Below are 26,867 nucleotides of genomic sequence, written 5' to 3' on the forward strand. Positions count from 1 at the left end.
ATAATGCAAAAAAAAGGAATATCTGGAGAGTCATTTTTTGATGTATTTTCTGGAACGGCTAATGTAGCAAAATATTTTAAAAAGCTAAATTATAAAGTTATTAGTTGTGATTTAATGTATTACTCTTATGTTTTACAGAAAGCTTATTTAGAAAATAATACAGAGCCCACATTTGAAAAATTATCAGATATAATTGATACATTGAAGCATCAAGATTTTTTTTCAACACCTCTGCAATTAATATTAAGTTACCTTAATAACATAAAGGATAAAAACGGTTTTATTTACAAAAATTATACACCTGGAGGGAGTAAAGAATTAGAACAACCAAGAATGTATTTTACTGATAAAAATGGTAAATTTATAGATAAAGTAAGAGTTAAAATAGAGGATTGGTACAATAATAATTTATTGACGGAACAAGAGTATTTTATTCTTATAGCGTCATTAATTGAAACAGTTTCATTCTATGCAAATATTTCAGGGGTATATGCAGCTTTCCATAAAACATGGGATCGAAGAGCATTAAAATCAATGTATTTAAGAGAGCCTGAGATAATAAAAAACTCTCACATAAATAAATGTTATCAAAATAATTCATTATATTTATTAGATGAAGTTAAAGCTGATATTTTCTATTTAGATCCCCCTTATAATCAGAGACAATATGCACCTAATTATCATCTATTAGAAACAATAGCAAAGTACGATTCACCTGAAATAAGAGGTGTCTCTGGTATGCGTGATTATTCAGAACAAAAATCTAGTTTTTGTAACGAAAAAACAGCACTTGAAGATTTAGAAAAAATTGTAGTAAATGGGAAATATAAACATTTATTACTAAGTTATAACAATGAAGGGATTATGTCTAATGAAAAAATATTAGAGGTATTAAAATCAAATAATAATCATGTTGAAATTTATGATTTTGATTATTTAAGATTTAAAAGTAATAATAATGGATTAAGTAGTCATAAAAAATATGTTAAAGAAAAATTATATATAGTGAGTAAATAATGAGTATTTTATGGATCTTAACTGAAGAAAGACCGAAAGTAGATGTAATTGAGATTATTTTTTCTAGGTTTGCAAAAGAAAAAGGTTTTGGGTTTATTCACTCAGGCTCTACTACAATAATCCCTTTAGTAAAGAATGATCGTTTTACATTTTCTTATCAAGTGTTAGGGATTAATACTCCTCATATTTCTAAAATTATTATTAAAACAGTTTCAGGAAAATCTAGCTTTGTTGATTACTTAATTTATTACCAAAATCAAGAGCCGGGTCCAACAGATCAACCTTTATTCGCTATTGAGGAGACTAAAACTGATGATAGTGAAAGTAGAAATACAGGGGTATTTCAACGCTGTACGAAATTTGTATATATTGATTTATTTTATCCAAATGTAAAGAAAATCATGCTTTATTCATTACAGGTGGAGCAAAAAGAAAAACCTAGTGCAACAAATGTATTTGGAAGTAAATTATTAGCAACTTACGGAGTTGAAATCTTAGGTAAGCATCAAAATGAAGAACAGATGACACCATTTAATTCCATTGATGAGTTAATTGATTTTAAAAATTCAATGCGTAAGCCGCCAAAGGGCAATGTACCTATATTAATTTATAAACTTCAAGATGAAATCAAAATATCAGGGAGATTAATAAAATCAGGTAGTTTATCTCATGATCCTAATATTGGGGCTCTAAGTATGATTTCTGCAGTATTAAGGAAAATGGGGTGGGAAGGGAAAATTACAATTATTGAACATGGTCTAGTTCAAAATAATCTACCTAACTCAAGCTTAAAACCAAATAAATTTATTCAAATTGCTAATAAATTAAATGTTTCATTACAAGGATTAAATATTATTAATCATAATACTTATAATGAGTATTGGAATATTGAAACTAATGGGGAAAAATTAGGGACTATATTTCTTCATATAGCTGTAGATTCTTTTTCTAAAGGATATTCTATTTTTGAGAATCATGCTGGTTGTGAAAAAAGTTACTTTAAGAGAAGTAATGGTGAAGTAGTTCCTTTAGAAAAATATAGTGATAGAACATTATATAAATCAGGTGATAAAACTGCTATTGCTTATATACCTGATCTAATTTTAGTTGATGTTGATTCCTTAGAAATCATAAATATTGAAGGAAAAACTTATGAAAATCGTTTTAAAGGTATTAAAGAATTGAGAAATTATGATTTTATTGAAAAAGAATATATTAAGCCATCATACCCTAAATTTGATATTGTAAGAACAGTTGTTTTATACGGAGGATCGATTTTCGATAATACAACATTAGAAGCAGAAATTGGTTTTTTATTAAACAGAAGTGGGAAAATGATTTTAGGAATTAAAGCTCCTAAACTATTCACAGAGGCAATATCTAACTTATTAGACTATTGGAAGGTAAAATAGGTATTTACCATAAATATTTATATGTAAAAGATCAGACCTAATCTGATAAATCATAATAAAAAGTGAGAGTTTCTTATTTAGAATATGAGTGACAAAATCAATTTAAACAAAAACGAAACTCTCATGTTTTGTTCTAACAGCCCCCTCATTAAACGCAAGACTTGGTTGCTTAATTTAGCTACAGAATTAAGTAACATCTCACAAGCCTGTAAATTGTGGGTATGAAGTGCGATACCTTTTATCGTTATCAATAAGCGGCAGAATAAGGTGGCATTGAATCCTTACTAAATCAAAATTGACGTGAGTCTAACCTCAAAAAACGCCTTGATGAGAAAGATAAGTAAGGCTCTTCTAGCTAATTTCAAACAAAGATTAATCGCATTTGAGAAGTTTGTCACTGAAAAAGGCATTATTTCAAGTAAATCGCAGATTGACCTACCATCTTGGCTATGAAAAATATCAGACTAGAAAAGGCAAAAATGCTTGTAACGGCTAAACGATCACCATTAAGTTGATATGAGTATTAACACTGAGTTTGGAATAGGGGCTGCGGTGGAAATTTTCGATTCTTCACCGCACTTTTTTCGTATCAATAAAATGTTTCCTAGCAGGAAAAACACCTTTTCTAATAATGGGTATTGGCACGTTTTAGCTTGTGGTACAATCCACGCGATTTTTTAACCTTAGGAGAAAATAATGAAAAATTAGCGTTTGCAGGGGCATTATTTGCTTTTGCAGTAACAAGTGCCAGTGCCATTGATGTAGTCAGCAAAGATGGCAAGGTGGATTTTGGTTCACGTTTTGAAGCAACGGTTATTACTAACAATGTTGATGGCGGTTGGGAGATGATCTGGGGGCCGAAAGAGCAACTTTGGCTAATAGAACGTGCAGGTAGAAATATCATGAGCATTGATTCAAAAGCTGGTGAGAAAACCGTGTTGTATCATTTTGCTAATGCTTATGAGAAATTCCCGCATCAAGGCGTGTTAGGGTTAGCCTTAGAGCCAAATTTTGATGCAGGTGAACCTTATGCTTATGCGGCTTATACTTATGTTGATGGTGAGAAAAAATTCGCTCGTATTGTACGCTTAATCTATGATGCGAAAGCCAATAAATTAGGTGATGAGCAAATTGTGATTGACCATATTATCGCAAGCGTGGAGCACAATGCAGGACGCATTAAATTTAGCCCAGATGGCAAACTTTATTACACCACAGGCGATCTGGGTTATAACCAAGGTAAACACGTTTGTGATGAAATTACTTCACAAAAATTGCCAACAGCTGAACAAGTAAAAAATCACGATCACAGTGCTTATAACGGCAAAACCTTGCGTATCAACAAAGACGGTTCAATCCCTGATGATAACCCTGTGATTAAAGGCGTGAAAAGCCACGTTTATACTTATGGACACCGTAATCCACAAGGTTTAGTGTGGGTGGGGAATCACCTTTATAGCACAGAACAAAGCCCATCAAGTGATGATGAATTGAACAAACTTGAAGCGGGTGGAAACTACGGCTGGCCACACGTTGCAGGCTTTAAAGATGATTTAGCCTATGTTTATGCAAATTATTCTGCGGCGGTAAATTGCCCGACAGTGAAATACGATCCGAATGTGATCCCTGAAGGCGTGCCAACGCAAAAAGAAACAGATTATAAAGAGCCAGTGGTTGATCCGGTGAAAACCTTCTTCACCGTGAACAATGACTACAATTACACCAACGCCACTTGTGGTAAATTGGCTTACATTTGCTGGCCAACTATTGCCCCGGGTAATGCGGTATATTATCCAAAAGACGGCGTGATTCCTGAGTTCCGTAATTCATTATTATTAGCAACCTATAAGAGCGGTTCGATTTATCAAGTAAAAATGAATGAAGATGCAAGCAATGTGCAAGGGGATACAGGAAAATATTTCACCAGTGCAAATCGTTATCGCAATGCGTTAGTGAGCCCTGACACCCGCAAAATCTATGTGGTAACAGACAATATGGGGAACGGTCGCCAATTAGATGACACACCAACATCAAAAATGGCAAATCCAGGATCAATTATTGTGTTTGAATATATTGGTCAATAATTCTTCTTTCTAATAGGAAAAGTGCGGTGAAAAATTCAAAAAAATTTCACCGCACTTTTTATCGCATTATTTTTTCCAAATAATATGATATTGACGATCTTCTTCTTGATGAGAAATGAGGAATTTCGCGAAAATATCGTCCATTTCGTCTTGCTCATTGACTAAGCCGATCCAAACTTCGGCATATTCTTCAGGATCAATTAGCACGCCGATTTCTTCTTCCCAATCTTCTGCGGTTTCGACAAATTCTACCGCCCCGCGTTCTTCAAATTGGAGATTAAAAAGCAGAATATCTGCGGGATCAAGATTTTCCCCAGCCATTTCAAGAAAAATATCGTAGGCAATATCAATGGCTGTATCGGGATCGAGTTTTTGTTTTTGTTCTGTCATTGGTTGTCTTATTTAGGTGAAAAGGGTGGGTATCATAACATAAGAATAATGGTGAAAGAAAAAGTGCGGTGATTTTCCACCGCACTTTGTTTTTTGCTCGGTTGGGTTTTAGCCCGTATTACGCATTCCCGCTGCGATACCTGTGATGGTGATCATTAAGGCTTGTTCAACATCAGGATTTGGATTTTCTGGATTTTCACGCAAGCGGCGTAATAATTCCACTTGTAATAAGTTAAGTGGGTCGGTGTAAATATTACGCAGTGCGATAGATTCGGCAATCCAAGGAAGATCAGACATTAATTGATCTTCGTGCGATAAAGACAGAATTGTTTGAATATCCGCTTTTAATTGTTCGCGTAATGATTGCCCTAAGTACCACAATTCAGGTTTCACAAGGTGCTGATCGTAATGCTCTGAAAGCCAGGTGTCGGTTTTGCTGAATACCATTTCCAACATTCCGATACGCGTAGAGAAGAACGGCCATTGTTTACACATTTCTTCGATCACATCACCTTTGCCTTGCTCAATAGTTAAACGTACGGAAGCACCTGCGCCAAGCCACGCTGGGAGCATTAGGCGGTTTTGCATCCAAGCGAAAATCCAAGGAATGGCACGCAAACTTTCTACCCCACCATTTGGATTACGTTTTGCAGGGCGTGAACCTAATGGCAATTTTGACAGCTCTTGCTCTGGCGTTGCAGAACGGAAATAAGGCACGAAATCTTTATCGCCACGCACCACGCCACGGTAAATTTCGCAAGACGTGGTGGAAAGCTCGTCCATCACTTCACGCCACGCGGCTTTTGGCTCTGGTGGTGGTAATAAATTGGCTTCTAAAATTGCGCTAGCGTAAAGATCTAAACTGCCCACAGCTACGGCTGACAAGCCCAATTTAAAGCGGATCATTTCCCCTTGTTCAGTAACACGCAAGCCGTTTTTCAATGAGCGTGGCGGTTGAGAAAGTAGCGCTGCGTGTGCTGGTGCGCCACCACGTCCAATTGTGCCACCACGTCCGTGGAATAAGGTGAGTTCAATGCCGAGTTCTTCACACAAATTCACTAGCTGTTCTTGCGCACGATATTGCGCCCAAGAAGCCGCCATCATTCCTGCGTCTTTGGCACTGTCGGAATAGCCGATCATCACCATTTGTTTGTTGTCAATCACGCCACGATACCAACCGATATTGAATAATTGGCGCATTACTTCTTCAGACGCATCTAAGTCATCAAGGGTTTCAAACAATGGTACAACAGGCAAGTGATAAGGCACGCCCGCTTCTTTCAAGAGTAAATGCACAGCAAGCACGTCAGAAGCCGTGCGCGCCATAGAAATAATGTAGCAAGAAATCACGCCCTCCGGCTGTTCTGCGATCACTTTACAGGTATCTAACACTTCTTGCGTTTCTGCTGAAGGTTGCCAATCACGCGGTAACAATGGGCGGCGTGAGCTTAATTCACGGATTAAGAACGCTTGTTTGTCATCTTCTGTCCATTGTGAATAATCGCCTAAACCGATATAACGGGTGATTTCTGCAATGGCATCGCTATGACGTGTGCTTTCTTGGCGAATATCAAGGCGAGAAAGGGATAAACCAAAGCAACGGATACGGCGTAAGCAATCAAGTAGCGCGCCGTTAGCGATAATGCGCATTCCGCATTGATGCAGGGATTGGTAACAATCGTAAAGGGGTTCCCAAAGCTGTTCATCATCAGTGAGCAGTTCTTGCTGATCCACAACAGGGGTTCTACCCTCTAATAAATCGCCATAATACGCCACGGTTTTGATCAATTTGCTACGCAAGCCTTTCACCACAAAACGATATGGCTCTAGGTGATCGCCATATTTAGCACGAAATTCAGGTGTGCATTCAATCACCGAAAGTTCATCGGCGAGTAATTTGATGTCTTCTAAGAAAAGTTCCGCTGCTTTCCAACGATTCATCAACAACACTTGGCGCGTGGTTTGCGCGGTAACAAATGGGTTTCCATCACGGTCGCCGCCCATCCAAGAAGAAAAACGCACTGGAGCAAGATCTACTGGCAGCTGCACCGCAAAGTTTTTCTCTAAATGGAAGTTAAATAAACGGCAGAATTCTGGCACAGCTTTCCATAAACTGTTTTCAATCACCGCCATTCCTGCTTTGGCTTCATCAACAGGCGTAGGACGTTGAGTACGAATTTCATTGGTATGCCAAGCAAGGGCTATCAGCTGCATTAAGCGGCGTTTCAGTTTGGTTGTTTCCGTTTCGGTTAAATCATCGTGTTCCAAACGGCTTAAACAGCGGTTGATTTCAACGTGTTTATGCCCGAGTGAACGGCGTGTTACCTCTGTTGGGTGAGCGGTAAGCACCAGCTCAATAATCAATTTCTGTACCGCATCAAGCACTTTTTCTGTTGGCACATTTTGCGCTTTTAAGCGTTGAAAGAGCGCTTCTAAGGTACGGTCGGAAGATTCTTGGTCAATATGCTGACGGGAAATGGTTTGATATTGCTCAGCAATATTGGTGAGGTTTAAGAAGTGGCTGAAAGCACGCGCTACAGGAATGATATTTTCATCGGAAATCGTGGCTAGTATTTCAAGCAATTGTTCACGGGATTTTTCATCACCTGCACGGGAATTTCTTGATAATACGCGAATTTTTTCAATTAAATCAAGAATTTCACTGCCTTGCGCATCACTGATGGTTTCCCCTAAGAAATGCCCAAGCATATTGATGTTGTTACGCAGCGTTGTGTATTGTTGGATCATAAGCACCTCACAAAAAAGTAAATTCGTTTTCTGAGATAGATATAATCAAAAATAGGGAGAAAGGTCAATTATTTAAAAGATAAAAAATAATATAAATCAAAAGTGCGGTGGTTTTTCTATAAATTTTTCTAGCTTTTTTATATAAAATCTAAATAAGTTGCAAATTTGTTAAAAAATAGAAATAAAAATGCCCGCACTTAACGGGCATTGTACTGAGCGGATAAATTGGCGTTAATTACATTTTTTCACCGAGCTACGGATCACCAATTCAGGGTGCATTTCAATAATTTCGTGCTGGCCTGATTTCTCACTAATACGTTGGAACAATAAGTTCACCGCTTGTGCGCCTAAACGCGATTTAGACTGGTGTATCGTAGTGAGTGGCGGCGAATAAAAACGTGAGGCGTGGATATTATCGTAGCCAATAATGGAAATATCATCAGGCACTTTCAGCCCTTTTTCGCCAATGGCAGAAATTGCGCCCAGCGCCATTACATCATTACAGCAAAACACGGCTGTTGGCAGTTCATCTTGCCTTAAGATTTTATTCATACATTCATAGCCGTCTTCTGGCTCAAAAAAGCCCTCCATCACCCAGTTAGGATTGATGGGCAAGTTGGCGTCTTCCATTGCTTTAACAAAGCCCTCATAGCGTGTTTTGGCGGTGGTTTTAATTAATTCTCCCGCGATAATACCAATGGCTTTATGTCCGTTATCAATCAAATATTTGGTTGCCATATAACCGCCCTCAAAGCTGTTATCTTGAATAATATCAGTGTTTTGATTATTCGGTCCCCAATCCATTACCACCATTGGAATATCCGTGAAATTCGCCAATAGATCAAGAGAATCTTGCGTATATTCTGCACACATCACCAATACGCCGTCCACGCGTTTTTTGGCGAGCATTTCTAAGTGATTTTTTATTTTTTCAGGCTCATTTTGTGTGTTACATAAAAATAAAGAATAGCCTTGGCGATAACAATGCTCTTCTACTGCGTGAATAATTTCCGCAAAATAAGGGGCTTCACTGGTGGTAACGATCATTCCAATGGATTTTGTGGTATTAACTTTCAAACTTCTCGCTACTGCACTTGGTGAATAATTGAGCGCTTGAATGGCGTCACGTACTTGCTTTTCTGTTTCAGGTGCAACAAAGCGGGTTTTATTGATCACGTGGGATACGGTGGTGGTGGACACGCCCGCCATTTTTGCCACATCTTTAATTGTTGCCATAGTTCCTCCAAAAAAATTTTGGCTATTATAAGGGGCGAAATGGAATTGTTAAGGTTTATTGTGAAAAAATTTGCGCTGTATCACAGCTTTTTCAACGTTAGTTAAGAAATTTTCTTTTTTTCGTAATTTTGCTATAATTCTGACAAGTTTTATCAACTTTTAGGAGTAAATTATGGGTACATTTGGCTATGCAATGATGATGGTTATTCTTTCTTTAGGCGTTATTCTTACCCTCGCCTCATCAATTTTTTAACAAAAAAATAGCGATTTAAAATTAAAATCTCGCCAAAAGAAGCTAAGTTTATTGAAACTTAGCTTTTTTATATTCATTATTTTAGTAAGGCTATAAAATAAAAATAAACCCTACTTAAGTAGGGTTTATTTAGTTCCTAAATTAAAATAATACTAAACAAATAGAAAATTAGAGTTTATCTGCGTTTTGTTTAAGGTATTTTGCTACACCTTCTGGGCTATCTTTCATCCCTTCTTTACCTTTTTCCCATTGAGCTGGGCAAACTTCACCGTGCTCTTCGTGGAATTGTAACGCATCTACCATACGGATCATTTCGTCAATGTTACGACCAAGTGGAAGATCGTTTACAACTTGGTGACGAACCACGCCATCTTTGTCGATTAAGAACGAAGCACGAAGTGCAACACCAGCTTCTGGGTGTTCGATACCGTAAGCTTGTGCGATGTCGTGTTTAACGTCTGCTACCATTGCGAATTGAACTTCACCGATACCACCGGCATCAACAGAAGTTTTACGCCACGCATTGTGAGTGAATTGAGAGTCGATAGACACACCAACTACTTCAACACCGCGATTTTTGAATTCTTGATAACGGTGATCGAATGCGATGATTTCAGATGGACATACGAAAGTAAAATCTAAAGGCCAGAAGAAGATAACAGCTGGTTTACCTTTGATGTGTTCTTTTAAGTTAAAGTTATCAACGATTTCACCGTTGCCTAATACTGCTGATGCAGTAAAATCTGGTGCTTGACGAGTTACTAATACCATAGTACAAATCTCCTATAAAAAATTGATGATAGATATGCTTAAATAACAATAAGCGTAAATCGGCAAATATTCTAAAGAAAAGCACCGCACTTGAATAGCTGTTTTTATCTATTAAATTGATTATTTTTACCTAAATTTAATAAAAGTAAGGAAAATTTATGAAAGCAAATACTACATCAAACACCACTTTTGTCCACGCTGGACGTAAAAAGAGAATGACGCAAGGTAGCGTCAATCCTGTGATTCAGCGAGCTTCTTCGCTGGTTTTTGATTGCCTTGCAGACAAAAAAGAAGCGGGCAAAAATCTCACCAAAGGGGCATTATATTATGGCCGCCGTGGCACGCTCACTCATTTTGCTTTGCAAGATTTAATGTGTGAATTAGAAGGCGGCGCGGGTTGTTATCTTTACCCTTGTGGCGCCGCGGCAGTAACCAATGCGATTCTTTCTTTTGTCGCCACAGGGGATCATATTTTGATGACAGGGGCGGCTTATGAGCCAACTCAAGTATTCTGTAATGTCATTTTGCAAAAAATGGGCGTGAGTACCACTTATTATGATCCGCTTATAGGCGCAGAAATTGCCAATTTAATGCAGCCCAATACCAAAGTGGTGTTTTTAGAATCACCGAGCTCACTCACAATGGAAGTGCCTGATATTCCTGCGATTGTCAAAGCCGTGCGTGCGGTGAATCCTGACGTGGTGATTATGATTGATAACACTTGGGCGGCTGGCGTATTGTTCAAGGCATTGGAACACGGTATTGATATTTCGATCCAAGCAGGCACGAAATATTTAGTCGGCCATTCCGATGCAATGATTGGTACGGCGGTGTCTAACGCCCGTTGTTGGGATAAATTACGCGAACATTCTTATTTAATGGGGCAAATGGTAGATGCGGATACCGCTTATATGACTGCGCGCGGTATTCGTACCTTAGCGGTTCGCCTTAAACAACATCAAGAAAATAGCATAAAAGTGGCGCAATGGCTGGCTCAACAGCCTGAAGTCAAGGCCGTGTATCACCCCGCCCTGCCAAGCTGCCCAGGACACGAAAACTTTAAGCGTGATTTCACGGGCGCAAGTGGGTTGTTTTCTTTTGAATTAAACGAAAAATTAACTCAAGAACAATTAGAACGTTTTATGGATCATTTTGAGCTCTTCTCAATGGCCTATTCTTGGGGTGGATTTGAATCTTTAATTCTGTATAACCAACCGGAAGAAATCGCCAAAATTCGTCCAAATATTGCACGCAAGCTCACTGGCACATTAATTCGTGTACATATTGGTTTTGAAGAAGTTGAAGATTTAATCGCCGATCTGAAAGCAGGCTTTGAACGATTGAAAGGCTAAACTTGAAAGGCTAAGGGCTAAAAGCACAGACCCCACCTAAAAAGTGGGGTCGTTTTTTGACTAAAAATTAATTTTCTTTTTTCAGTTTAATTTCTTGCACCCATTTATTCACTAAACGTTTCCCTTCTTCTGCTGAGCCAAAACGCTCGAAGTCAATATTAATCGGTTTTAAGGTTTTTGGATCAACGGATTTTGGTGAGGCTTCGGCATTCACATTGGTTGGAATTTGATATACCCCTGTTTCACGCCACGGCAGCTCTTGCGCTTCTTTAGATAATGCCCAATCCACAAATAATTTCGCATTATCTAAGTTTCTCGCACCTTTAATAATGCTCAATCCACCAAGGGAATAACTATCGCCCTCGCAAGGCAAAATAGCTTCCACTGGCGCACCATTTTCTTTCTCCGTAGCATAACTATGCACAAAACCCACGCTTACCGCACTTTCACCGCGAGATAGATTGCTGGTTACTTGCGCACTTTTCATATATTGCGATACATTCGCATCAAGCTGTTTTAAATATTCAAAGGCTTTTTCTTCCCCTAAAAGCTCAATGAGCGTAACAATGGCCGTGTAAGTTGTGCCTGAAAGCTGTGGATCAGGGATTTGAATTTGCCCTTTTAAGCGTGGATCGAGCAAATCTTTCCAACATTTTGGATACTCTTTAATACCGAGTTCAGCAAATTTTTCCGTATTCACGCCAAAGCCGAGAACAAGCATATATAAAATAGACGTAAATTCGCCTTTTTTATCTAACAAGACTTTAAATTGTGGCATTGTTTCCGCTTGTTTTGGTGAGCGATAGGGGCTAAGCAAGCCAAGATCTGCCGCCTGATGATGCAATTCGATTGTGCCGCCATACCACACGTCCGCTTGCGGATTATTTTGTTCCGCTTTTAACTTGGATAAGGTTGCGCCTGTGCTGTTACGCACAAACTGGGTTTGCACATTGTATTTTTTACTAAAGGCTTGCGTGATTTTTTCACAAGTTGAGCTTTGCACACTACAATATACCGTCAGCCTGCCTTCCGCCTGCGCAGGATTGGCAAACAATGCACTCGCCCCCAAGCAAAGTGCGGTGAAAATTTTGCTAAAATTTTTATTTAGAACGTTCATCATCATTCCTACTTTTTTCCTTTCACATCTATGATAAACACTTCCGATTGCGATCCCAATCGCATTGGGATTCCCCAAAAACCATAACCTGAAGTTACGAAAAAATGTCCGTTGCCAATTTTCTCATAACCATAATCTAAACGATATAACACTTTTGTGATCAAACTTGCAGGAAACACTTGCCCTTTGTGCGCGTGGCCTGAAACTTGAATATCGATCGGTAAGGAGGAATGCTCCATAATTTCTGTTGGGCGATGATCTAACAGAAAAATCGGTAGCTCCCCTTTTGTTTTATCATTAGTTTTATCAAGTGCGGCTAAAATTTGCTTAGTTTTTGGCCGCGCTTTGAATAAATCATCATTGCGTCCAATCAGCACAAAACGGTTATCCACTTCTAGCGCTTGATCCATCAGAACCGTAATGCCCGCCTTGCGAATTTCTTTGGCAATGGCTTGTTGCTGACCAAAGAAATCGTGGTTGCCTAAGGTGGCATAAACCCCAAGGGGCGCACGCAGTTTCGCAAGATGTGGCTGCATTTTTTCTGCTACATAAGCGCGAATATTATCGTCCATAATATCTCCCGGCAGCAAAATAATATCCACCTTTTGTTCATTCATTATTTCAGCCAGTTGATCTAATTGTTTCCCACCAAATAAACGCCCAAGGTGAAAATCACTTGCCATTCCAATGCGCAGTGGCTTGAAAGGCTTATCTAGCGTGATTTCATAATGAATCACCTGTGGCGTGTAAGCATTATACACACTCAAACCAATCAAACTGGCTAAACCAAGGGGATAAAACCAAGCTAAAGTGCGGTGTAATTTTTGCTTAAATTTTTGTTTTCTAAAAATAAAGTAAATCGCCACGCACACCAAACTGACAAAACTGGCAAAGAGCAAAAAGGCTAAAATAAATGCACTGGTGCGGAACATTGGATAAATGCGCGACACAGTGAGCAAAATAATACTGTTTGCGCCGAGATAAGTAATAAGGGTTAAAATTTTACGACAAACAGGACTGGTATTTTGCAAATAAAGCCAAGATAGCGTGCGGTTAAAAATATAAATGAAGAATTGTAAAAAAATAATACAAATTGCGAAAATAATTTGGTATCGCATTACGAACAGCTTTCCTAAAATAAAAAAATCATAAAGAGCGGTTATTTTTAACCGCACTTTATATTTTGTCAATGGAAAAGCTTAGTCGAGCTTAATTTCTTCAATCCAACGCTTAATCAAGCGCTTGCCCTCTTCGTCTGAACCAAAGCGTTCAAAATCAAAGTCAATGAGTTTTAAGGTTTTTGGATCAGTGGAATTTGGTGAGGCTTTGGCGTGAATATTGGTTGGAATTTGATACATTTTTTCTTCGCGCCACGCAATTTCTTGCGCTTCAGGCGTTAATGCCCAATCCATAAATAATTTTGCATTTTGTAAATTTCTTGCCCCTTTCAAAATGCTGATGCCGCCAAGGGAATAGCTGTCGCCTTCGCAAGGTAAAATGGCTTCCACAGGCGCACCATTTTCTTTCTCGGTTTGATAACCATTAATAAAACCAATGGTTACCGCCGCATCACCACGAGAGAGATTGGATTTCTCTGTACCACTTTTAGCATATTGAGAAATATTTTTATCTAAGGCTTTCAAATAGCGGAAGGCTTCTTCTTCACCGAATAACTGCACTAGCGTTGCGATAAAGGTATAGCCCGTGCCAGTATTGCGCGGATCAGGCATTTGAATTTGATCTTTAAATTTTGGATCGGTTAAATCTTTCCAGCATTTTGGATAGTCTTTAATGCCTAATTGTTTGAATTTTTCCGTGTTTACGCCAATGCCTAACACAATAATGTAACCAATGGAGGTCACATCGCCGTGTTTGTCGAGCAGGGCTTTAAATTGTGGCATAGTTTCCGCTTGCAATGGTGAACGATAAGGCTCGAGTAAGCCTAATTGTGCGGCTTGAAAGTGTGGCTCAATTGTGCCGCCGTACCAAATATCCGCCTGTGGCAAGGCTTGCTCCGCTTTGATTTTAGCAAGGGTTGCGCCCGTGCTGTTACGCACAAATTTGGTGTCCACGTTATATTTCTTGGCAAAAACTTTCGCCATTTTTTCGCAGACGGAATGTTGCACACTGCAATAAACCGTTAATCGCCCTTCAGCTTGCGCATTGTGGCTGAATAAAAATAGGCTGCCTGCAACATAAATAGGTAGAAGCGATTTGGCTAAAAATGATGAGAAAAACGTCTTAAATTGCATTGTCATTTCCTTATTAACAAATGATTAAAAAGTGATATTGACGAGCAAGAAAGAAATTAGAAAGGTAAAGCAGAAAATTCCGCAAAATAAAGGCGTTTGCAAGAATATGATCTAATTAGTTTCCTACGTCAGCATTAACTGAATCAGGTTCACGGGTATTATCTCAGCTTGTTTGGATATTCCATCAAGCACCCCGACTAATTCTCGTTTAGTATAGAAAGGGCAGGCTAGGGCTGTCAATGAGAAAAAGGTCAAATGGCATTAATTAATGATGAAAAGATTTAATAAAAATAATGAAAAAAATTACCGCACTTTGCTTTTCATTTAGGAAAGAAAATAACTGCATTTTTATTTTTAATAAACAGAGAAAAAAGAAAAGTGCGGTGAAATTTTTTGAATTTTTCACCGCACTTTGTGATAGGCGTTATTAAGCTGGTGCTTGGAAGATTACTTGATCGGCTTTTTGTGTATATTGATTAAGTTGATCAAAATTCATATAGCGATAAGTGTCATCTTTGTCCTGTTGTAAATCCGCCACATAGGCTTGGTATTCTTCTGGCGTTGGCAGTTTGCCGAGTAAGGCTGCTACGGCGGCGAGTTCTGCGGAAGCCAAATACACATTTGCGCCTTGTCCTAAGCGGTTCGGGAAGTTACGGGTGGAGGTGGACACCACGGTGGCGTTGTTTGCCACGCGCGCTTGGTTACCCATACAAAGTGAACAACCTGGGATTTCAATACGCGCGCCACTTTTACCGTAAATGCTGTAATAGCCTTCTTCTGTTAATAGGCTGGCGTCCATTTTAGTTGGAGGCGCAAGCCATAGACGGGTTGGAATCACATCTTTGAATTTAGCTAATAATTTTCCAGCGGCACGGAAATGCCCAATATTGGTCATACAAGAGCCGATAAACACTTCGTCAATTTTATCCCCTTGCACTTCAGAAAGCAGGCGAGCGTCATCAGGATCATTTGGCGCACATAAAATTGGTTCTTTGATTTCGTTGAGATCGATTTCGATCACCGCGGCATATTCTGCATCAGGATCAGCGCTGAGCAATTCTGGGTTTTCTAACCATTTTTCCATTGCTTTGATACGGCGTTCAAGGGTGCGTGCATCGCCATAGCCTTCTGCAATCATCCATTTGAGCAACACGATATTAGAATTGAGATATTCAATGATCGGTTCTTTATCTAATTTGATGGTACAAGCCGCCGCAGAGCGTTCAGCAGAGGCATCAGAAAGTTCAAAGGCTTGTTCCACTTTAAGGTGTTCTAGACCTTCAATTTCTAAAATACGGCCTGAGAAAATATTTTTCTTGCCTTGTTTTTCTACGGTGAGTAAGCCTTGTTGGATCGCATAATAAGGAATAGCGTGTACTAAATCACGCAAGGTGATCCCCGGTTGCATTTCCCCTTTGAAACGCACTAGCACGCTTTCAGGCATATCCAACGGCATTACGCCTGTGGCAGCGGCGAACGCCACCAAACCTGACCCCGCAGGGAAAGAGATACCAATCGGGAAGCGTGTGTGCGAATCGCCGCCAGTGCCTACGGTATCAGGCAATAACATACGGTTGAGCCAAGAGTGGATCACGCCGTCCCCTGGGCGCAGGGAAACACCGCCACGGTTCATAATAAAATCAGGCAGGGTGTGGTGGGTAACAACGTCCACAGGTTTTGGATAGGCAGCCGTATGACAGAAGGATTGCATTACTAGATCTGATGAGAAACCTAGACAGGCGAGATCTTTTAGCTCATCACGAGTCATTGGGCCGGTGGTATCTTGCGAGCCGACTGAAGTCATTCTTGGTTCGCAATATTGCCCCGGGCGAATGCCCTCTACACCACAAGCGCGGCCGACCATTTTTTGTGCAAGGGTAAAGCCTTTGTGGTTATCCGCCACCGCTTGTGGTTTCGTGAACACATCATTATCAGGTAAGCCAAGGGATTGACGCGCTTTATGGGTTAGCCCACGTCCGATAATTAATGGAATACGTCCGCCTGCGCGTACTTCATCTAATAACACATTGGTTTTTAAGCGAAATTCAGCCAAAACTTCATCGCTATCGTGTTTACAGATTTTGCCTTGGTATGGGTAAATATCAATCACATCGCCCATATTGAGCTTGCTGACATCTACTTCAATTGGCAATGCCCCCGCGTCTTCTAAGGTGTTGAAGAAAATAGGAGCAATTTTTCCGCCTAATACCACGCCGCCTGCACGTTTATTCGGAATGTAAGGAATATCTTCCCCCATAAACCATAGCACCGAGTTAGTGGCGGATTTGCGTGATGAACCTGTGCCGACCACATCGCCCACATAAGCGAGCGGATAGCCTTTTTCTTTTAACGCATTAATTTGTTGAATTGGCCCAATATTACCTACATCATCAGGTTGAATGCCTTCTCGTTCATTTTTCAGCATTGCTAAGGCGTGCAAAGGAATATCAGGGCGCGACCACGCATCTTGCGCAGGGGAAAGATCGTCCGTGTTGGTTTCGCCCGACACTTTAAATACGGTAACGGTGATCTTTTCATCTAATTTTGGACGTGATAAATACCAGTCTGCATTCGCCCAAGATTCAAGAATTTGTTGCGCGTAAGGATTGCCTTGTTTGGCACGTTGTTCTACATCGTAGAAATTATCGAACATTAAAAGGGTGGAAGAAAGGGCGCTGACGGCATAAGGGGCAAGGGCTTCATTATCAAGGGCTTGCAGCAAGGGTTCTATATTATAACCACCTTGCATTGTGCCCAAAATTTGCACCGCACTTTCTGGGCTAATTAATGGAGAATGTGCCGTTCCATTGACAATGGCAGCAAGGAAGGACGCTTTGACATAGGCTGCTTCGTCCACCCCTGCTGGCACGCGGGTTTTAAAAAGCTCAAGGAGATAATCGGCTTGCTCAGCAGGGGGATTTTTTAATAATTCGATAAGCTGTGCGGTTTGTTCGGCATCTAATGGTTTTGGTACAACACCTTGTGCCGCACGTTCATCAATATGTTTTTGGTAATTTTGTAGAAAGTTTGACATTGTGTTTCCTCTTATTGCTTTTATCGTTAGGGGTAGCACTTTTCTTGCTTTCACTTTCTTGCGTTAAACAAGAAAAGTGCGGTGTTTTTTGAGAGAATTTTTGCGATTTTTTGCTTAGAAAACTTTCTTAAATGGCTTAATCATCACCTCGCCATAAACGCCAGCTTCCACATAAGGATCTTGGCTTGCCCATTGTTGTGCCGCTTCAAGGCTGTCAAATTGGGCGATTACTGTTGAGCCAGTAAATCCAGCTTCACCGGGATTTTCGTCATCAATGGCAGGATTTGGGCCTGCGGTTAAAAGGCGGTTTTCTGCTTGTAATTGTTTTAAACGTGCAAGATGCTGTTCACGCACGGCAAGGCGTTGAGCAAGGGTATTGGGTTTGTCTTGAGCAAAAATAACGTAATACATAGTTTCTCCTTTCTTAGGCTTCATCAATTAACGCAAGGGCTTTTTCTAGCTCTGGGTTATTTTCTCTTGGAACTGCACGCGGTCGGCCGTTGCTATCTACTGCAACAAAGCTGAATACGGCTTCGGTTACGCAATAACGTTCACCAATGGGTTCGCTGGATACTTTTTTCGCCCACACTTCAATTTTAATTTGCAATGAAGTGCGTCCCACTTTCACGCAGCGGCCGTAGCAACATACCACATCGCCCACAGAAATCGGGCGGATAAAGGTCATACTATCCACCGCCACGGTAACCACACGGCCGTGCGCAATTTCTTTGGCTAAAATTGCACCGCCCATATCCATTTGCGACATAATCCAACCACCGAAAATATCGCCGTTGGCATTGGTATCAGAAGGCATCGCAAGGGTGCGTAATAACAATGTGCCTTGTGATTGGCGACCCGTTTTGGTTTCAATAAATGCAGACATAATGTTTTCCTATTGTTCTTTATTCTCTGTTTTTGGAAGATAACGATAAATATAAACGCCTGTTGCGACTGTTGCAACAAGGCTAAGTCCAATAATGCCGAAGGTTTTGAAATCCACCCAAAGATCATCGGAAAAATATTGGCTGATGATGATATTTAGGATCATACAAAACAGAAAAAATCCTGCCCAGCCTAGATTTAATTTATTCCAAACGGCATCAGGCAACTGAATTTCTTTACCTAATAATTGCTGAATGAGCGGTTTCTTAAAAATCACTTGGCTGATAATTAATGCTAAGGCAAACAAGGCATAAACTACCGTTACTTTCCATTTTAAAAATTCTAATTCGTTGAAATAAGCGGATAAAGCGCCAAAAAAAACCACCGCACTTCCCATAATGAGCTGTTGTTTTTCAATTTTGCCGTATTTCAGTTTTAGTACCACAAGCTGAATGATTGTCGCAATAATCAAGGCGATGGCCGCTTCACGAATACCAACCAGTTTATAAACAGCAAAAAAAACTAAGAGCGGTATAAATTCTAAAATTTGTTTCATTATTGTTGATCCTTGCGCATAAATAAGGTGTAAAAGCGATAAGTGAAAAGTAACGAAAACACGCCAACCACAGCGCTTAAAAATAACATTACCACATCAAAAACTAGATTATCGCTTAATGAAGAAATGCGTCTTACCACAAATGGCAGCACCACATAAATTAACAAACAATAAATAAACAACGGCGCAGCGCGTTTCGCGCCACTTAGCCAGCTATTTTTCAAGGCTTGCATAATACTTACGGGCTGAATCAGATATTCCGTGGAAGCTAAACTTAAACGTACAAAAATAAAAAAGCCGAGTAACATCGCCACCAAAGAGAGGATTGAAGGGGATTGCCCTTGCAAAATGGCAAACAGACTTTCTACCAAGCCGATCATTAAGGGAATAAACCCAATCACACTCACTGCCACCACGCCTGCAAAACGTTGTAAAGTTAACACCGCACTTTGGTTTAAGGGATTTTGATTTAACGGATTTTGTTGTTGAGTGCTAATGCGGTGAAAGGTGAGAATCCCCCAAGAAGAAATAAATAGGCTAACTAACTGTTGTGCCACACCAATTACCAAAAATTCTGCGCTGATATTGCTTGGCAAAGGCAGATTTTGTCCATTTGCTTGGCTGATTTCAGGCATCGGCACGACCGCGCTTAAAAGAAAATAGAAGATTAACGAGCTAATCAAAAAGAAAAAGATAAATTGCTGAGTAATCTTTTTTTGATTACGCATAAAATTCCAACAATCTTGAAAAATTTGAGTAAAATTAATGTTCATTAGTTTGCTTCCAGTTAAAAATCATTGCGACATTATACAATAACTCTTTTTTTGTTGCTTTTGGTTTGCTAAAAATCCCACATCGCAATGTAATCCTTTAAAATGTTCGCACTATTGCGCATTCAACATATTTTATCTAAAAGAGAGGAGCGATATTATGCGTTAATTGTCCTTATTGTTAAACAAAATGAAAAGTGCGGGAAATAAATTTTTCAAATTTTTTAACAAATTTTTAAAAACTTTGAACTTCATCACAAAACGATTCCTTTTCAATGGCAAAAATTGGCGAAATACGCATCAATGGTTAGGAGATAAAGCATCCGCGCATTCTTTGATTGAAATTCCTTGTTATTCCTCTTATAGTAGCTAATGTTAAATTCTTGTTACATTATATAAGAGGTGTCAAATGTCAATAACGCATTTAATTACTCAATTAACGCAAATTGTTAGCCCTAAATATGTGATTACCGATCCGCTAAAAGCCGAAGAATACACCACAGGCTATCGTTTCGGGCAAGGAAAAGTGCTAGCAGTGGTGCGTCCGGGATCATTATTAGAATATTGGCAAGTGTTAAAAGCTTGTGTCGCAGCTGATGTGATCGTGATTTCACAAGCGGCAAATACAGGGCTGACGGGCGGTTCAACCCCTGCGGGAAATGATTATGAGCGTGATATTGTGCTTATCAATACAATGCGAATGACAGGGATTCAGCCGATAAATAATGCAGAGCAAGTGGTATGTTTTGCTGGTTCGCGTTTAAACGATTTGGAATCATTGCTGAAAGAATACAAACGTGAGCCGCATTCTGTTATCGGTTCATCTTGTATCGGCGCTTCGGTGATTGGTGGAATTTGTAATAATTCAGGTGGAGCCTTGGTGCAACGTGGGCCAGCTTATACGGAAATGGCATTGTACGCACAGTTAGATGAGAACGGCGAATTGCACCTAATCAACAATCTTGGTATTGATTTAGGCGATAGCCCAGAAGAAATTCTGACTAACTTGCAAGAAGGGCGTTATCAGCGTAAAGACATTCATCTTGATTGCGGTAAAGGACACGATCACGATTATTGCCATCACGTTCGCCAAATTGATGCAGACACACCTGCACGTTTTAATGCGGATCCGAATCGTCATTATGAAGCGTCAGGCAGTGCAGGAAAATTGGGCGTGTTTGCTGTGCGTTTGGATACCTTCCCGCAAGATAAAGAAAGTGCGGTGTTTTATATCGGCACAAATGATACACAGGTTTTAACTGACATTCGCCGTCATATTTTGGCTGAATTTAGCAGTTTGCCTGTATCGGGTGAATATATTCATCGTGATGCCTTTGATATTGCCGCTGAATATGGAAAAGATACTTTCTGGGTGATTAAACGTTTTGGTACGCACCGTTTACCAAAATTATTTGCACTCAAAGCCAAAGCCGATCGCCTAATGAAAAAATTCGCTTTTTTACCAAATCATCTCAGCGACAAAGCGTTGCAATTTGTTTCTAAATTATTGCCGCAACATTTGCCACAAAGTTTGAGAGATTATCGTGATCAATATGAACATCACTTAATCTTAAAAATGGGTGGGGAAGGCGTGAAAGAAGCAAGAGAATATTTGCAAAGCCTATTTGCAGATAAATCCAAAGGGGCATATTTTGAATGTAGCCCAGAAGAAACCCAAGCTGCAATGTTGCATCGCTTTGCTGTGGCTTCTGCAGCCATTCGTTATCGTGCCATTCACGAACCTGAAGTGGAAGAAATCGTGGCATTGGATATTGCTTTACGCCGTAACGATCAAGATTGGTTTGAGAAATTGCCTGCCGAGTTAGAAAATAAATTAATTCATAAACTCTATTACGGACATTTTATGTGCTATGTGTTCCACCAAGATTATTTAGTCAAAAAAGGCTACGATTGGGAAGAAATCGAACACGAAATGTTAGCCTTGCTTGATAAGCGCGGCGCGCAATATCCAGCAGAACATAACGTAGGGCATTTGTATGAAGCGAAACCAGAATTGAAAGCGTTCTACCAAAAATTAGATCCAACCAATAGCTTCAACCCAGGCATTGGTAAAACTTCTAAGAAGAAACACTGGGCTTAATTATGGTTTGAGTGAAAAACGAAAGTGCGGTCCAATTTTTAGAAAAATTTAGCAAAATGCCTAGACATTCATCTAGGCATTTTTTCTATATTTTCTTCTTAATTAATTCCGCCATCATTTCAATATGGGCGGGTTCTGCGTTAAGGGCAGGGATATATTGGAAAGATTTTCCTCCGTTATGCAGGAAAATGTCGCGGTTTTCTACTTCAATTTCTTCCAACGTTTCTAAACAATCGGCAGAGAAACCAGGGCAGATGACGGCGATTTTTTCAATGCCTTGGTTTTTTGTGGCATTTTGTAAAAAATGATCCGTATAAGGCTGCAGCCATTCTTCACGACCGAAACGGGATTGAAAGCAAAGTTGCCATTGGTTTTCTTTTAATCCAAGGCGATCTACCACTGCGATGGTGGTTTGTTTACAATGCTCGCGATAATAATCCCCTTCTTGCTCATAACGTAATGGAATACCGTGATAAGAAAAGAGCAGAAATTCATCGGGTTTCATTTTAGCTTTGATGGATTGCACGAGTGCATCAATATATTGTTCATCAAGATGATAAGAATGGATAAACTCAAACGGCACTAGCCTACGAATGGATTTTAATGATTGGGCAAAGCAATCCAATACTGCTGCCGTTGTGGTGCTGCTGTATTGCGGATAAAGCGGTAGCACAATGATTTTATCCACTTGATTTTTGAGTAAATTTTCCACCGCACTTTGCATTGAAGGATTACCATAAGTCATTCCAATTTCCACAAGGGCGTTAATTCCTTGTTGATCGAAATACTGTTGTAACTTCTGCTGTTGCTGTTTAGAAATCACCAATAATGGTGAGCCTTGTTCTGTCCAAACACTGCGGTAGGTTTCTGCCACACGTCTGGAACGGCGAGGCAAAATCACGCACTTTAGTAGCGGCCACCATTGCCAGCGGGGAAGATCTACCACGCGTGGATCGGTGAGAAATTGCCATAAATAGCGTGAAAGGGCTTTGGGTTCTGGAGCGTCTGGCGTGCCTAAATTAGCAAGAATTACGCCGATTTTCTGTTTGTTCATTGATTTACCACGCTTAATGTGAGTTTTGCAAAGCAACATAGTTTATCGGCTTGATCTTTAATGTCAATTTGCCAAAATTGGATGGTTTTGCCTAAGCGAATAGGGGTAGCTTTGGCAGTTACCACACCTTCACGCACAGGGCGAAGATGGCTTGCGTTAATTTCTAATCCAACCACCGCTTGCTTTTCTTCCACGCAACAAAATCCTGCCATTGATGCAACAGTTTCCGCCAATGCCGCAGAAATTCCGCCGTGTAAAAAACCCATTGGTTGAGTGGTGCGTTGATCGACAGGCATTGTGGCTTCTAACCAATCCTCCCCTTGAGCGCTAAATTGAATGCCTAAATGTGCTACAGCACAATGTGCATTAAATTGATTAAGTTGTTCTAATGTAAAGTGTTTTTTCCAAATTTTCATTGTTTTATTCTAGTTAAGTAAAGTTAATAGGGCTTGTACTGGGTGCTTTAGCTGCCATTTTTCAAACCGTTTTACTTGGCTACGACAAGAATAGCCTGTGGCAAGGCAATAATCAGGATTTTTGCCTGCCAGTTTTTTCTCCCACGAGCTGGCATAAATGGCTTTCGACATTGCAAGATGTTGTGTTTCGTGGCCGAATGTACCAGCCATTCCACAGCAGCCCACGGTTTCCACTTGTAATGGTTGTCCAAAGGCAGCAAAGATTTCTTGCCATTCTTTAGGACTATTTGGTAGCCCTGTGGATTCAGTACAATGGGGGAATAAATGCCATTGTTGCTCTTCTGGTAAAGTGCGGTGGTTTTTTTGTGAATTTTTTATTCCCTGTGCGAATTGCTCAGAATGGAGTTGATTTTTTAGCCATTGATGGGCGGTAAGCACTTGGAAATCGCCACGTTCCGCACCTAAAATTTCACGATATTCATCACGGTAAGACAGCACAATAGCAGGATCGACCCCCACTAAAGGAATGTCTAACTTCGACATTCGATTTAAAAACGCAGCTTGATTTTTCGCCGTTTTAGCAAAGCGAGTGAGGAAACCTTTGATATGTTGTGCTTTGCCATTGGGCTTGAACGGCAATAAAATAGGGCGATAGCCGAGTTTTTGCGTTAGTGCGACAAAATCTGCTACCACTTTGGCATCATAATAAGACGTGAAAGGATCTTGTACGATAAGCAGCATATTTTGCTTTTCCGTTTCGCTTAAGTTTTCTAGCTGTTCTAAATTCAAACCTTGATAGTTAAGGGCGACTAATTGCTGTTGCAAATTCGGTTGGCTTAATAAAGGCAAATCCACCATTCCTAAGGCTTTTTGTGCCAGCGGTTGGGTAATTTTAGCCGCAGTAAAAAAGTTAAAAAATTTCGGCGCTTTTGCCATATAAGCCGCAACCAGTTCCACATTTGACACTACATAATCTTTGATTGGGCGAGCATAACGTTGATGATAAAAATGCAAGAACTTGGCACGGAAGCTCGGCACATCAATTTTTATCGGACATTGGCTTGCACAGGCTTTGCACGAAAGACAGGTGTCCATTGCGGCTTTCACTTCGTGAGAAAAATCATATTCGCCACGCGCTTTTTGCAGGCTATGGCGAATTTTAGCCACAAAATCGCTGAGTTTCATTTGGCTTTGGCGAAAATCTAACTGATCGGCAGAAATATTTTGATTTGCGAGCAAACGCAGCCATTCACGCACCATCGCGGCACGTCCTTTCGGTGAAAATAAGCGATTTTTGCTCACCTTCATTGAAGGACACATTGTGCTGTTTACATCAAAATTAAAGCATAAACCATTGCCGTTGCAGTTCATTGCGCCAGAAAATTCTGCTTTCATTTGAATTGGAATTTGGCGATCTTGATCCGCGCGCATTGGTGATAGGATAGAGTAAAGCGCTTGTTCGCTGTCAAGTGCGGTGCAAATTTTGCCCGGATTTAGGCGATTTTGCGGATCGAACAGAGTTTTGATGTAACGCAGTTCTTGCCATAATTCAGGCGTGAAAAAGGTTTCGCCATATTGCGAGCGCATCCCTTTGCCGTGTTCGCCCCAAATCAGTCCGCCGTACTTGTGCGTTAGATCGGCCACTTGATCGGAAATTTCTTTAAACAGTTTCACTTGTTCTTTGTCGCATAAATCAAGGGCGGGGCGAACGTGTAGCACGCCCGCATCAACGTGGCCAAACATTCCGTATTCTAAGTGATGGGCATCAAGCAGCGCACGAAATTCACTGATGTAATCGGCAAGATGTTCAGGTGGTACGCAGGTGTCTTCCACAAAAGGAATGGGCTTAGCCGCACCTTTCGCATTCCCCAGTAAGCCCACGGCTTTTTTACGCATCGCATAAATACGCTCAATGGAAGGCAAATCACTGCAAACTTGATAGCCGATAATATCATCTTGATTTTGCGCAATTTTTTCATCAAGCTGTGCGCAAAGTTGTGCTACTTGTTTTTCAATCAGGGCTTTGCTGTTGCCAGCATATTCCACAATATTCAAGCCAAGAATTGGGTTTTCTTGATCTTCAGTAAGTAGATCGCTCACGGAGTGCCAAATGATGTCTTGTTTGGCGAGATTTAGCACTTTGCTATCCACGGTTTCCACTGAAAGGGCATTCGCTTTGAGCATAAAAGGGGCGTTACGTAACGCGGCATCAAAAGAGCGGTATTTTATATTAATTAATGTGCGATATTGTGGGATTGGCGTGAGATCTAAAGTTGCTTCACAAATAAACGCAAGTGAGCCTTCTGAACCTGTTAAAATGCGTGAAAGGTTAAATTCTGATTCATCATTATTAAATACATTTTTGAGATCGTAACCGGTTAAAAAGCGATTAAGTTGTGGCAAATCACGCAAGATTTCAGGGCGTTTTTGTTGGCAACGCTGGAAAATTTCTTGATGCAAATGACGGCTGCGCTGAGAAAGCGGTTGTTGCTGTAATGATTGCTCGAAATCTGTGGTTTTCAGCACGTGGGTGTCAATCACTTCGCCATCGATTAAGACGGCACGCAAACCTAAAACGTGATCGGAGGTTTTGCCATAACGTAATGAACCTTGCCCTGAGGCATCGGTATTGATCATTCCACCTAGGGTCGCGCGGTTGCTGGTGGATAATTCGGGCGAGAAAAACAACCCATAAGGTTTCAAAAATTGGTTCAGTTGATCTTTTACTACGCCTGCTTGCACTTTTACCCAACGCTCTTGCACATTGAGTTCAAGAATTTTCGTCATATAACGCGAAAGATCCACAATAATATTATTATTTAAGGCTTGTCCATTGGTGCCTGTACCGCCACTGCGTGGGGTAAAGGTGAGCGAAAGGTATTTTTCTTTTTGAGCTAGTTTAGTGAGGCGAACCACATCTGCCGTATCCTTAGGGAATAAAATGGCTTGTGGCAGTTGCTGATAAACACTGTTATCCGTTGCAAGACTTAAGCGATCCGCATAGCTTGAAGCAATATCGCCCGCAAAATGTTGGCGTTTAAGTTCTGCTAAATAATCAGAAACTAAAGGTGAAAGCTGTGGAATATCAGATAGACGTGGTAGCATTTTATTACTCATATAATGATTAACAGAATGAGCAGATTTTAGCATATTGTTACGATCCTTTCATCGAAAGAAAGGGATCAAATTTGTTTTTTCGGTAAGGTGAAACGAGAAAATAGATCTATTTCTGCTTAAAAAATAATCTGAAACAGTAAGTGTTTGTATGAATTTTGAGCTAAAAAGAGAAAAATCGTTTGATTTTCTATTTTTTCAAGCTGATAATATATTCGCTTTGAATAGGTCCGATCTGATTAGATTGACGTAAAAGCAAAGTAGGAATAGAGAAAATATCGTTCTCTAAATACTTATAAGATTAAACT

At 40.1% G+C, this 26,867-nt stretch carries 20 protein-coding genes, 1 pseudogene and 1 riboswitch; of the genes and pseudogenes, 6 read left to right on the top strand and 15 right to left on the bottom strand.

Going from position 1 to position 26,867, the window contains the following annotated elements:
- The 4 genes and pseudogenes from ACLS0A_RS06810 to ACLS0A_RS06825 form a co-directional block, all read left to right on the top strand.
- Nucleotides 1–1,017: DNA adenine methylase (locus ACLS0A_RS06810; protein ID WP_423111572.1), on the top strand; the 1,017-nt coding region annotated here is incomplete at its 5' end.
- On the top strand, nucleotides 1,017–2,429 hold the full coding sequence (locus ACLS0A_RS06815; protein WP_416082831.1) for a hypothetical protein: 1,413 nt from the start codon (nucleotides 1,017–1,019) through the stop codon (nucleotides 2,427–2,429). The genes ACLS0A_RS06810 and ACLS0A_RS06815, both read left to right, overlap by 1 nt.
- Nucleotides 2,430–2,552: 123 nt before the next feature.
- Nucleotides 2,553–2,680: pseudogene (locus ACLS0A_RS06820) on the top strand (helix-turn-helix domain-containing protein); the annotation flags it as partial.
- 387 nt (nucleotides 2,681–3,067) lie between these two features.
- Entirely contained in the window at nucleotides 3,068–4,513 is a 1,446-nt protein-coding gene (locus ACLS0A_RS06825) for a glucose/sorbosone family PQQ-dependent dehydrogenase (RefSeq protein ID WP_416082832.1), read from the top strand.
- A gap of 66 nt (nucleotides 4,514–4,579) precedes the next feature.
- On the opposite strand, the gene ACLS0A_RS06830 is transcribed toward ACLS0A_RS06825, so the two are convergent.
- The 4 genes from ACLS0A_RS06830 to ACLS0A_RS06845 all read right to left on the bottom strand — a co-directional run bounded on the left by ACLS0A_RS06830 (nucleotide 4,580) and on the right by ACLS0A_RS06845 (nucleotide 9,911).
- Entirely contained in the window at nucleotides 4,580–4,903 is a 324-nt protein-coding gene (locus ACLS0A_RS06830; protein ID WP_103853038.1) for an HI1450 family dsDNA-mimic protein, read from the bottom strand.
- Nucleotides 4,904–5,011: 108 nt separating this feature from the next.
- The gene (gene ppc / locus ACLS0A_RS06835; RefSeq protein WP_416082833.1) at nucleotides 5,012–7,651 is read right to left on the bottom strand and encodes a phosphoenolpyruvate carboxylase; all 2,640 of its coding nucleotides are present in this window, start codon (nucleotides 7,649–7,651) and stop codon (nucleotides 5,012–5,014) included.
- Between the two features lie 231 nt (nucleotides 7,652–7,882).
- Entirely contained in the window at nucleotides 7,883–8,887 is a 1,005-nt protein-coding gene (purR, locus tag ACLS0A_RS06840) for an HTH-type transcriptional repressor PurR (RefSeq protein ID WP_415777098.1), read from the bottom strand.
- A 421-nt stretch (nucleotides 8,888–9,308) separates the two neighbouring features.
- Nucleotides 9,309–9,911 (bottom strand): peroxiredoxin C, encoded by a 603-nt coding sequence (locus tag ACLS0A_RS06845; RefSeq protein WP_103855102.1) that lies wholly within the window; start codon nucleotides 9,909–9,911, stop codon nucleotides 9,309–9,311.
- A gap of 158 nt (nucleotides 9,912–10,069) precedes the next feature.
- Between ACLS0A_RS06845 and metC the strand changes: the two genes are divergently transcribed.
- On the top strand, nucleotides 10,070–11,263 hold the full coding sequence (metC, locus tag ACLS0A_RS06850) for a cystathionine beta-lyase (protein ID WP_416082834.1): 1,194 nt from the start codon (nucleotides 10,070–10,072) through the stop codon (nucleotides 11,261–11,263).
- Between the two features lie 67 nt (nucleotides 11,264–11,330).
- Here metC and ACLS0A_RS06855 read toward each other — a convergent pair whose 3' ends face one another.
- From ACLS0A_RS06855 to ACLS0A_RS06890, 8 genes are all read right to left on the bottom strand, one after another.
- Nucleotides 11,331–12,380 carry an ABC transporter substrate-binding protein gene (locus ACLS0A_RS06855; RefSeq protein ID WP_416082860.1) on the bottom strand — a complete coding sequence of 350 codons (1,050 nt, stop codon included), beginning with the start codon at nucleotides 12,378–12,380 and terminating at the stop codon, nucleotides 11,331–11,333.
- Between the two features lie 8 nt (nucleotides 12,381–12,388).
- Entirely contained in the window at nucleotides 12,389–13,498 is a 1,110-nt protein-coding gene (locus ACLS0A_RS06860; protein WP_416082835.1) for a metallophosphoesterase, read from the bottom strand.
- A gap of 81 nt (nucleotides 13,499–13,579) precedes the next feature.
- Nucleotides 13,580–14,638 carry an ABC transporter substrate-binding protein gene (locus ACLS0A_RS06865; protein ID WP_416082836.1) on the bottom strand — a complete coding sequence of 353 codons (1,059 nt, stop codon included), beginning with the start codon at nucleotides 14,636–14,638 and terminating at the stop codon, nucleotides 13,580–13,582.
- Between the two features lie 97 nt (nucleotides 14,639–14,735).
- Nucleotides 14,736–14,838, bottom strand: a riboswitch (TPP riboswitch).
- Nucleotides 14,839–15,059: 221 nt separating this feature from the next.
- Complete coding sequence (gene acnB / locus ACLS0A_RS06870) at nucleotides 15,060–17,666, bottom strand: bifunctional aconitate hydratase 2/2-methylisocitrate dehydratase (RefSeq protein ID WP_416082837.1); 2,607 nt, start codon at nucleotides 17,664–17,666, stop codon at nucleotides 15,060–15,062.
- 114 nt (nucleotides 17,667–17,780) lie between these two features.
- A complete protein-coding gene (locus tag ACLS0A_RS06875; RefSeq protein ID WP_046098686.1) occupies nucleotides 17,781–18,077 on the bottom strand; it encodes a YciI family protein in 297 nt (98 codons plus the stop codon).
- A gap of 13 nt (nucleotides 18,078–18,090) precedes the next feature.
- A complete protein-coding gene (gene yciA / locus ACLS0A_RS06880; RefSeq protein ID WP_017806408.1) occupies nucleotides 18,091–18,549 on the bottom strand; it encodes an acyl-CoA thioester hydrolase YciA in 459 nt (152 codons plus the stop codon).
- Between the two features lie 9 nt (nucleotides 18,550–18,558).
- Nucleotides 18,559–19,104: a septation protein A gene (locus ACLS0A_RS06885; RefSeq protein ID WP_103853027.1), complete on the bottom strand. Its 546-nt coding sequence runs from the start codon at nucleotides 19,102–19,104 to the stop codon at nucleotides 18,559–18,561.
- Nucleotides 19,104–19,832 (bottom strand): hypothetical protein, encoded by a 729-nt coding sequence (locus tag ACLS0A_RS06890; RefSeq protein ID WP_416082838.1) that lies wholly within the window; start codon nucleotides 19,830–19,832, stop codon nucleotides 19,104–19,106. Before ACLS0A_RS06890 ends, ACLS0A_RS06885 begins: the two co-directional genes overlap by 1 nt.
- A gap of 451 nt (nucleotides 19,833–20,283) precedes the next feature.
- Here ACLS0A_RS06890 and dld point away from each other — a divergent pair, with 451 nt between their 5' ends.
- Nucleotides 20,284–21,975, top strand: a complete 1,692-nt coding sequence (gene dld / locus ACLS0A_RS06895; protein WP_416082839.1) for a D-lactate dehydrogenase — start codon at nucleotides 20,284–20,286, stop codon at nucleotides 21,973–21,975.
- An 85-nt stretch (nucleotides 21,976–22,060) separates the two neighbouring features.
- Here the strand turns inward: dld and hemH are convergent, their stop codons facing one another.
- Genes hemH through ydiJ form a run of 3 tightly spaced genes read right to left on the bottom strand, consistent with a single transcriptional unit; the run spans nucleotide 22,061 to nucleotide 26,550 of the window.
- Entirely contained in the window at nucleotides 22,061–23,029 is a 969-nt protein-coding gene (gene hemH / locus ACLS0A_RS06900) for a ferrochelatase (protein WP_416082840.1), read from the bottom strand.
- Entirely contained in the window at nucleotides 23,026–23,445 is a 420-nt protein-coding gene (locus ACLS0A_RS06905) for a hotdog fold thioesterase (protein ID WP_416082841.1), read from the bottom strand. Before ACLS0A_RS06905 ends, hemH begins: the two co-directional genes overlap by 4 nt.
- Before the next feature lie 9 nt (nucleotides 23,446–23,454).
- Entirely contained in the window at nucleotides 23,455–26,550 is a 3,096-nt protein-coding gene (gene ydiJ, locus ACLS0A_RS06910; RefSeq protein WP_416082861.1) for a D-2-hydroxyglutarate dehydrogenase YdiJ, read from the bottom strand.
- Nucleotides 26,551–26,867 lie beyond the last annotated feature (317 nt).

Origin of the sequence: Avibacterium volantium (assembly GCF_049366555.1) — a bacterium.
In the GTDB taxonomy this organism is placed as follows: domain Bacteria; phylum Pseudomonadota; class Gammaproteobacteria; order Enterobacterales; family Pasteurellaceae; genus Avibacterium; species Avibacterium volantium_A.

Excerpts from the sequence above, each read along its gene's own strand:
- ACLS0A_RS06815 (WP_416082831.1), top strand. The coding sequence starts at position 1,017 with ATGAGTATTTTATGGATCTTAACTGAAGAAAGACCGAAAGTAGATGTA.
- ACLS0A_RS06830 (WP_103853038.1), bottom strand. The coding sequence starts at position 4,903 with ATGACAGAACAAAAACAAAAACTCGATCCCGATACAGCCATTGATATT.
- ppc (WP_416082833.1), bottom strand. The coding sequence starts at position 7,651 with ATGATCCAACAATACACAACGCTGCGTAACAACATCAATATGCTTGGG.
- purR (WP_415777098.1), bottom strand. The coding sequence starts at position 8,887 with ATGGCAACAATTAAAGATGTGGCAAAAATGGCGGGCGTGTCCACCACC.
- ACLS0A_RS06845 (WP_103855102.1), bottom strand. The coding sequence starts at position 9,911 with ATGGTATTAGTAACTCGTCAAGCACCAGATTTTACTGCATCAGCAGTA.
- metC (WP_416082834.1), top strand. The coding sequence starts at position 10,070 with ATGAAAGCAAATACTACATCAAACACCACTTTTGTCCACGCTGGACGT.
- ACLS0A_RS06855 (WP_416082860.1), bottom strand. The coding sequence starts at position 12,380 with ATGAACGTTCTAAATAAAAATTTTAGCAAAATTTTCACCGCACTTTGC.
- ACLS0A_RS06860 (WP_416082835.1), bottom strand. The coding sequence starts at position 13,498 with ATGCGATACCAAATTATTTTCGCAATTTGTATTATTTTTTTACAATTC.
- ACLS0A_RS06865 (WP_416082836.1), bottom strand. The coding sequence starts at position 14,638 with ATGACAATGCAATTTAAGACGTTTTTCTCATCATTTTTAGCCAAATCG.
- acnB (WP_416082837.1), bottom strand. The coding sequence starts at position 17,666 with ATGTCAAACTTTCTACAAAATTACCAAAAACATATTGATGAACGTGCG.
- ACLS0A_RS06875 (WP_046098686.1), bottom strand. The coding sequence starts at position 18,077 with ATGTATTACGTTATTTTTGCTCAAGACAAACCCAATACCCTTGCTCAA.
- yciA (WP_017806408.1), bottom strand. The coding sequence starts at position 18,549 with ATGTCTGCATTTATTGAAACCAAAACGGGTCGCCAATCACAAGGCACA.
- ACLS0A_RS06885 (WP_103853027.1), bottom strand. The coding sequence starts at position 19,104 with ATGAAACAAATTTTAGAATTTATACCGCTCTTAGTTTTTTTTGCTGTT.
- ACLS0A_RS06890 (WP_416082838.1), bottom strand. The coding sequence starts at position 19,832 with ATGCGTAATCAAAAAAAGATTACTCAGCAATTTATCTTTTTCTTTTTG.
- dld (WP_416082839.1), top strand. The coding sequence starts at position 20,284 with ATGTCAATAACGCATTTAATTACTCAATTAACGCAAATTGTTAGCCCT.
- hemH (WP_416082840.1), bottom strand. The coding sequence starts at position 23,029 with ATGAACAAACAGAAAATCGGCGTAATTCTTGCTAATTTAGGCACGCCA.
- ACLS0A_RS06905 (WP_416082841.1), bottom strand. The coding sequence starts at position 23,445 with ATGAAAATTTGGAAAAAACACTTTACATTAGAACAACTTAATCAATTT.
- ydiJ (WP_416082861.1), bottom strand. The coding sequence starts at position 26,550 with ATGCTACCACGTCTATCTGATATTCCACAGCTTTCACCTTTAGTTTCT.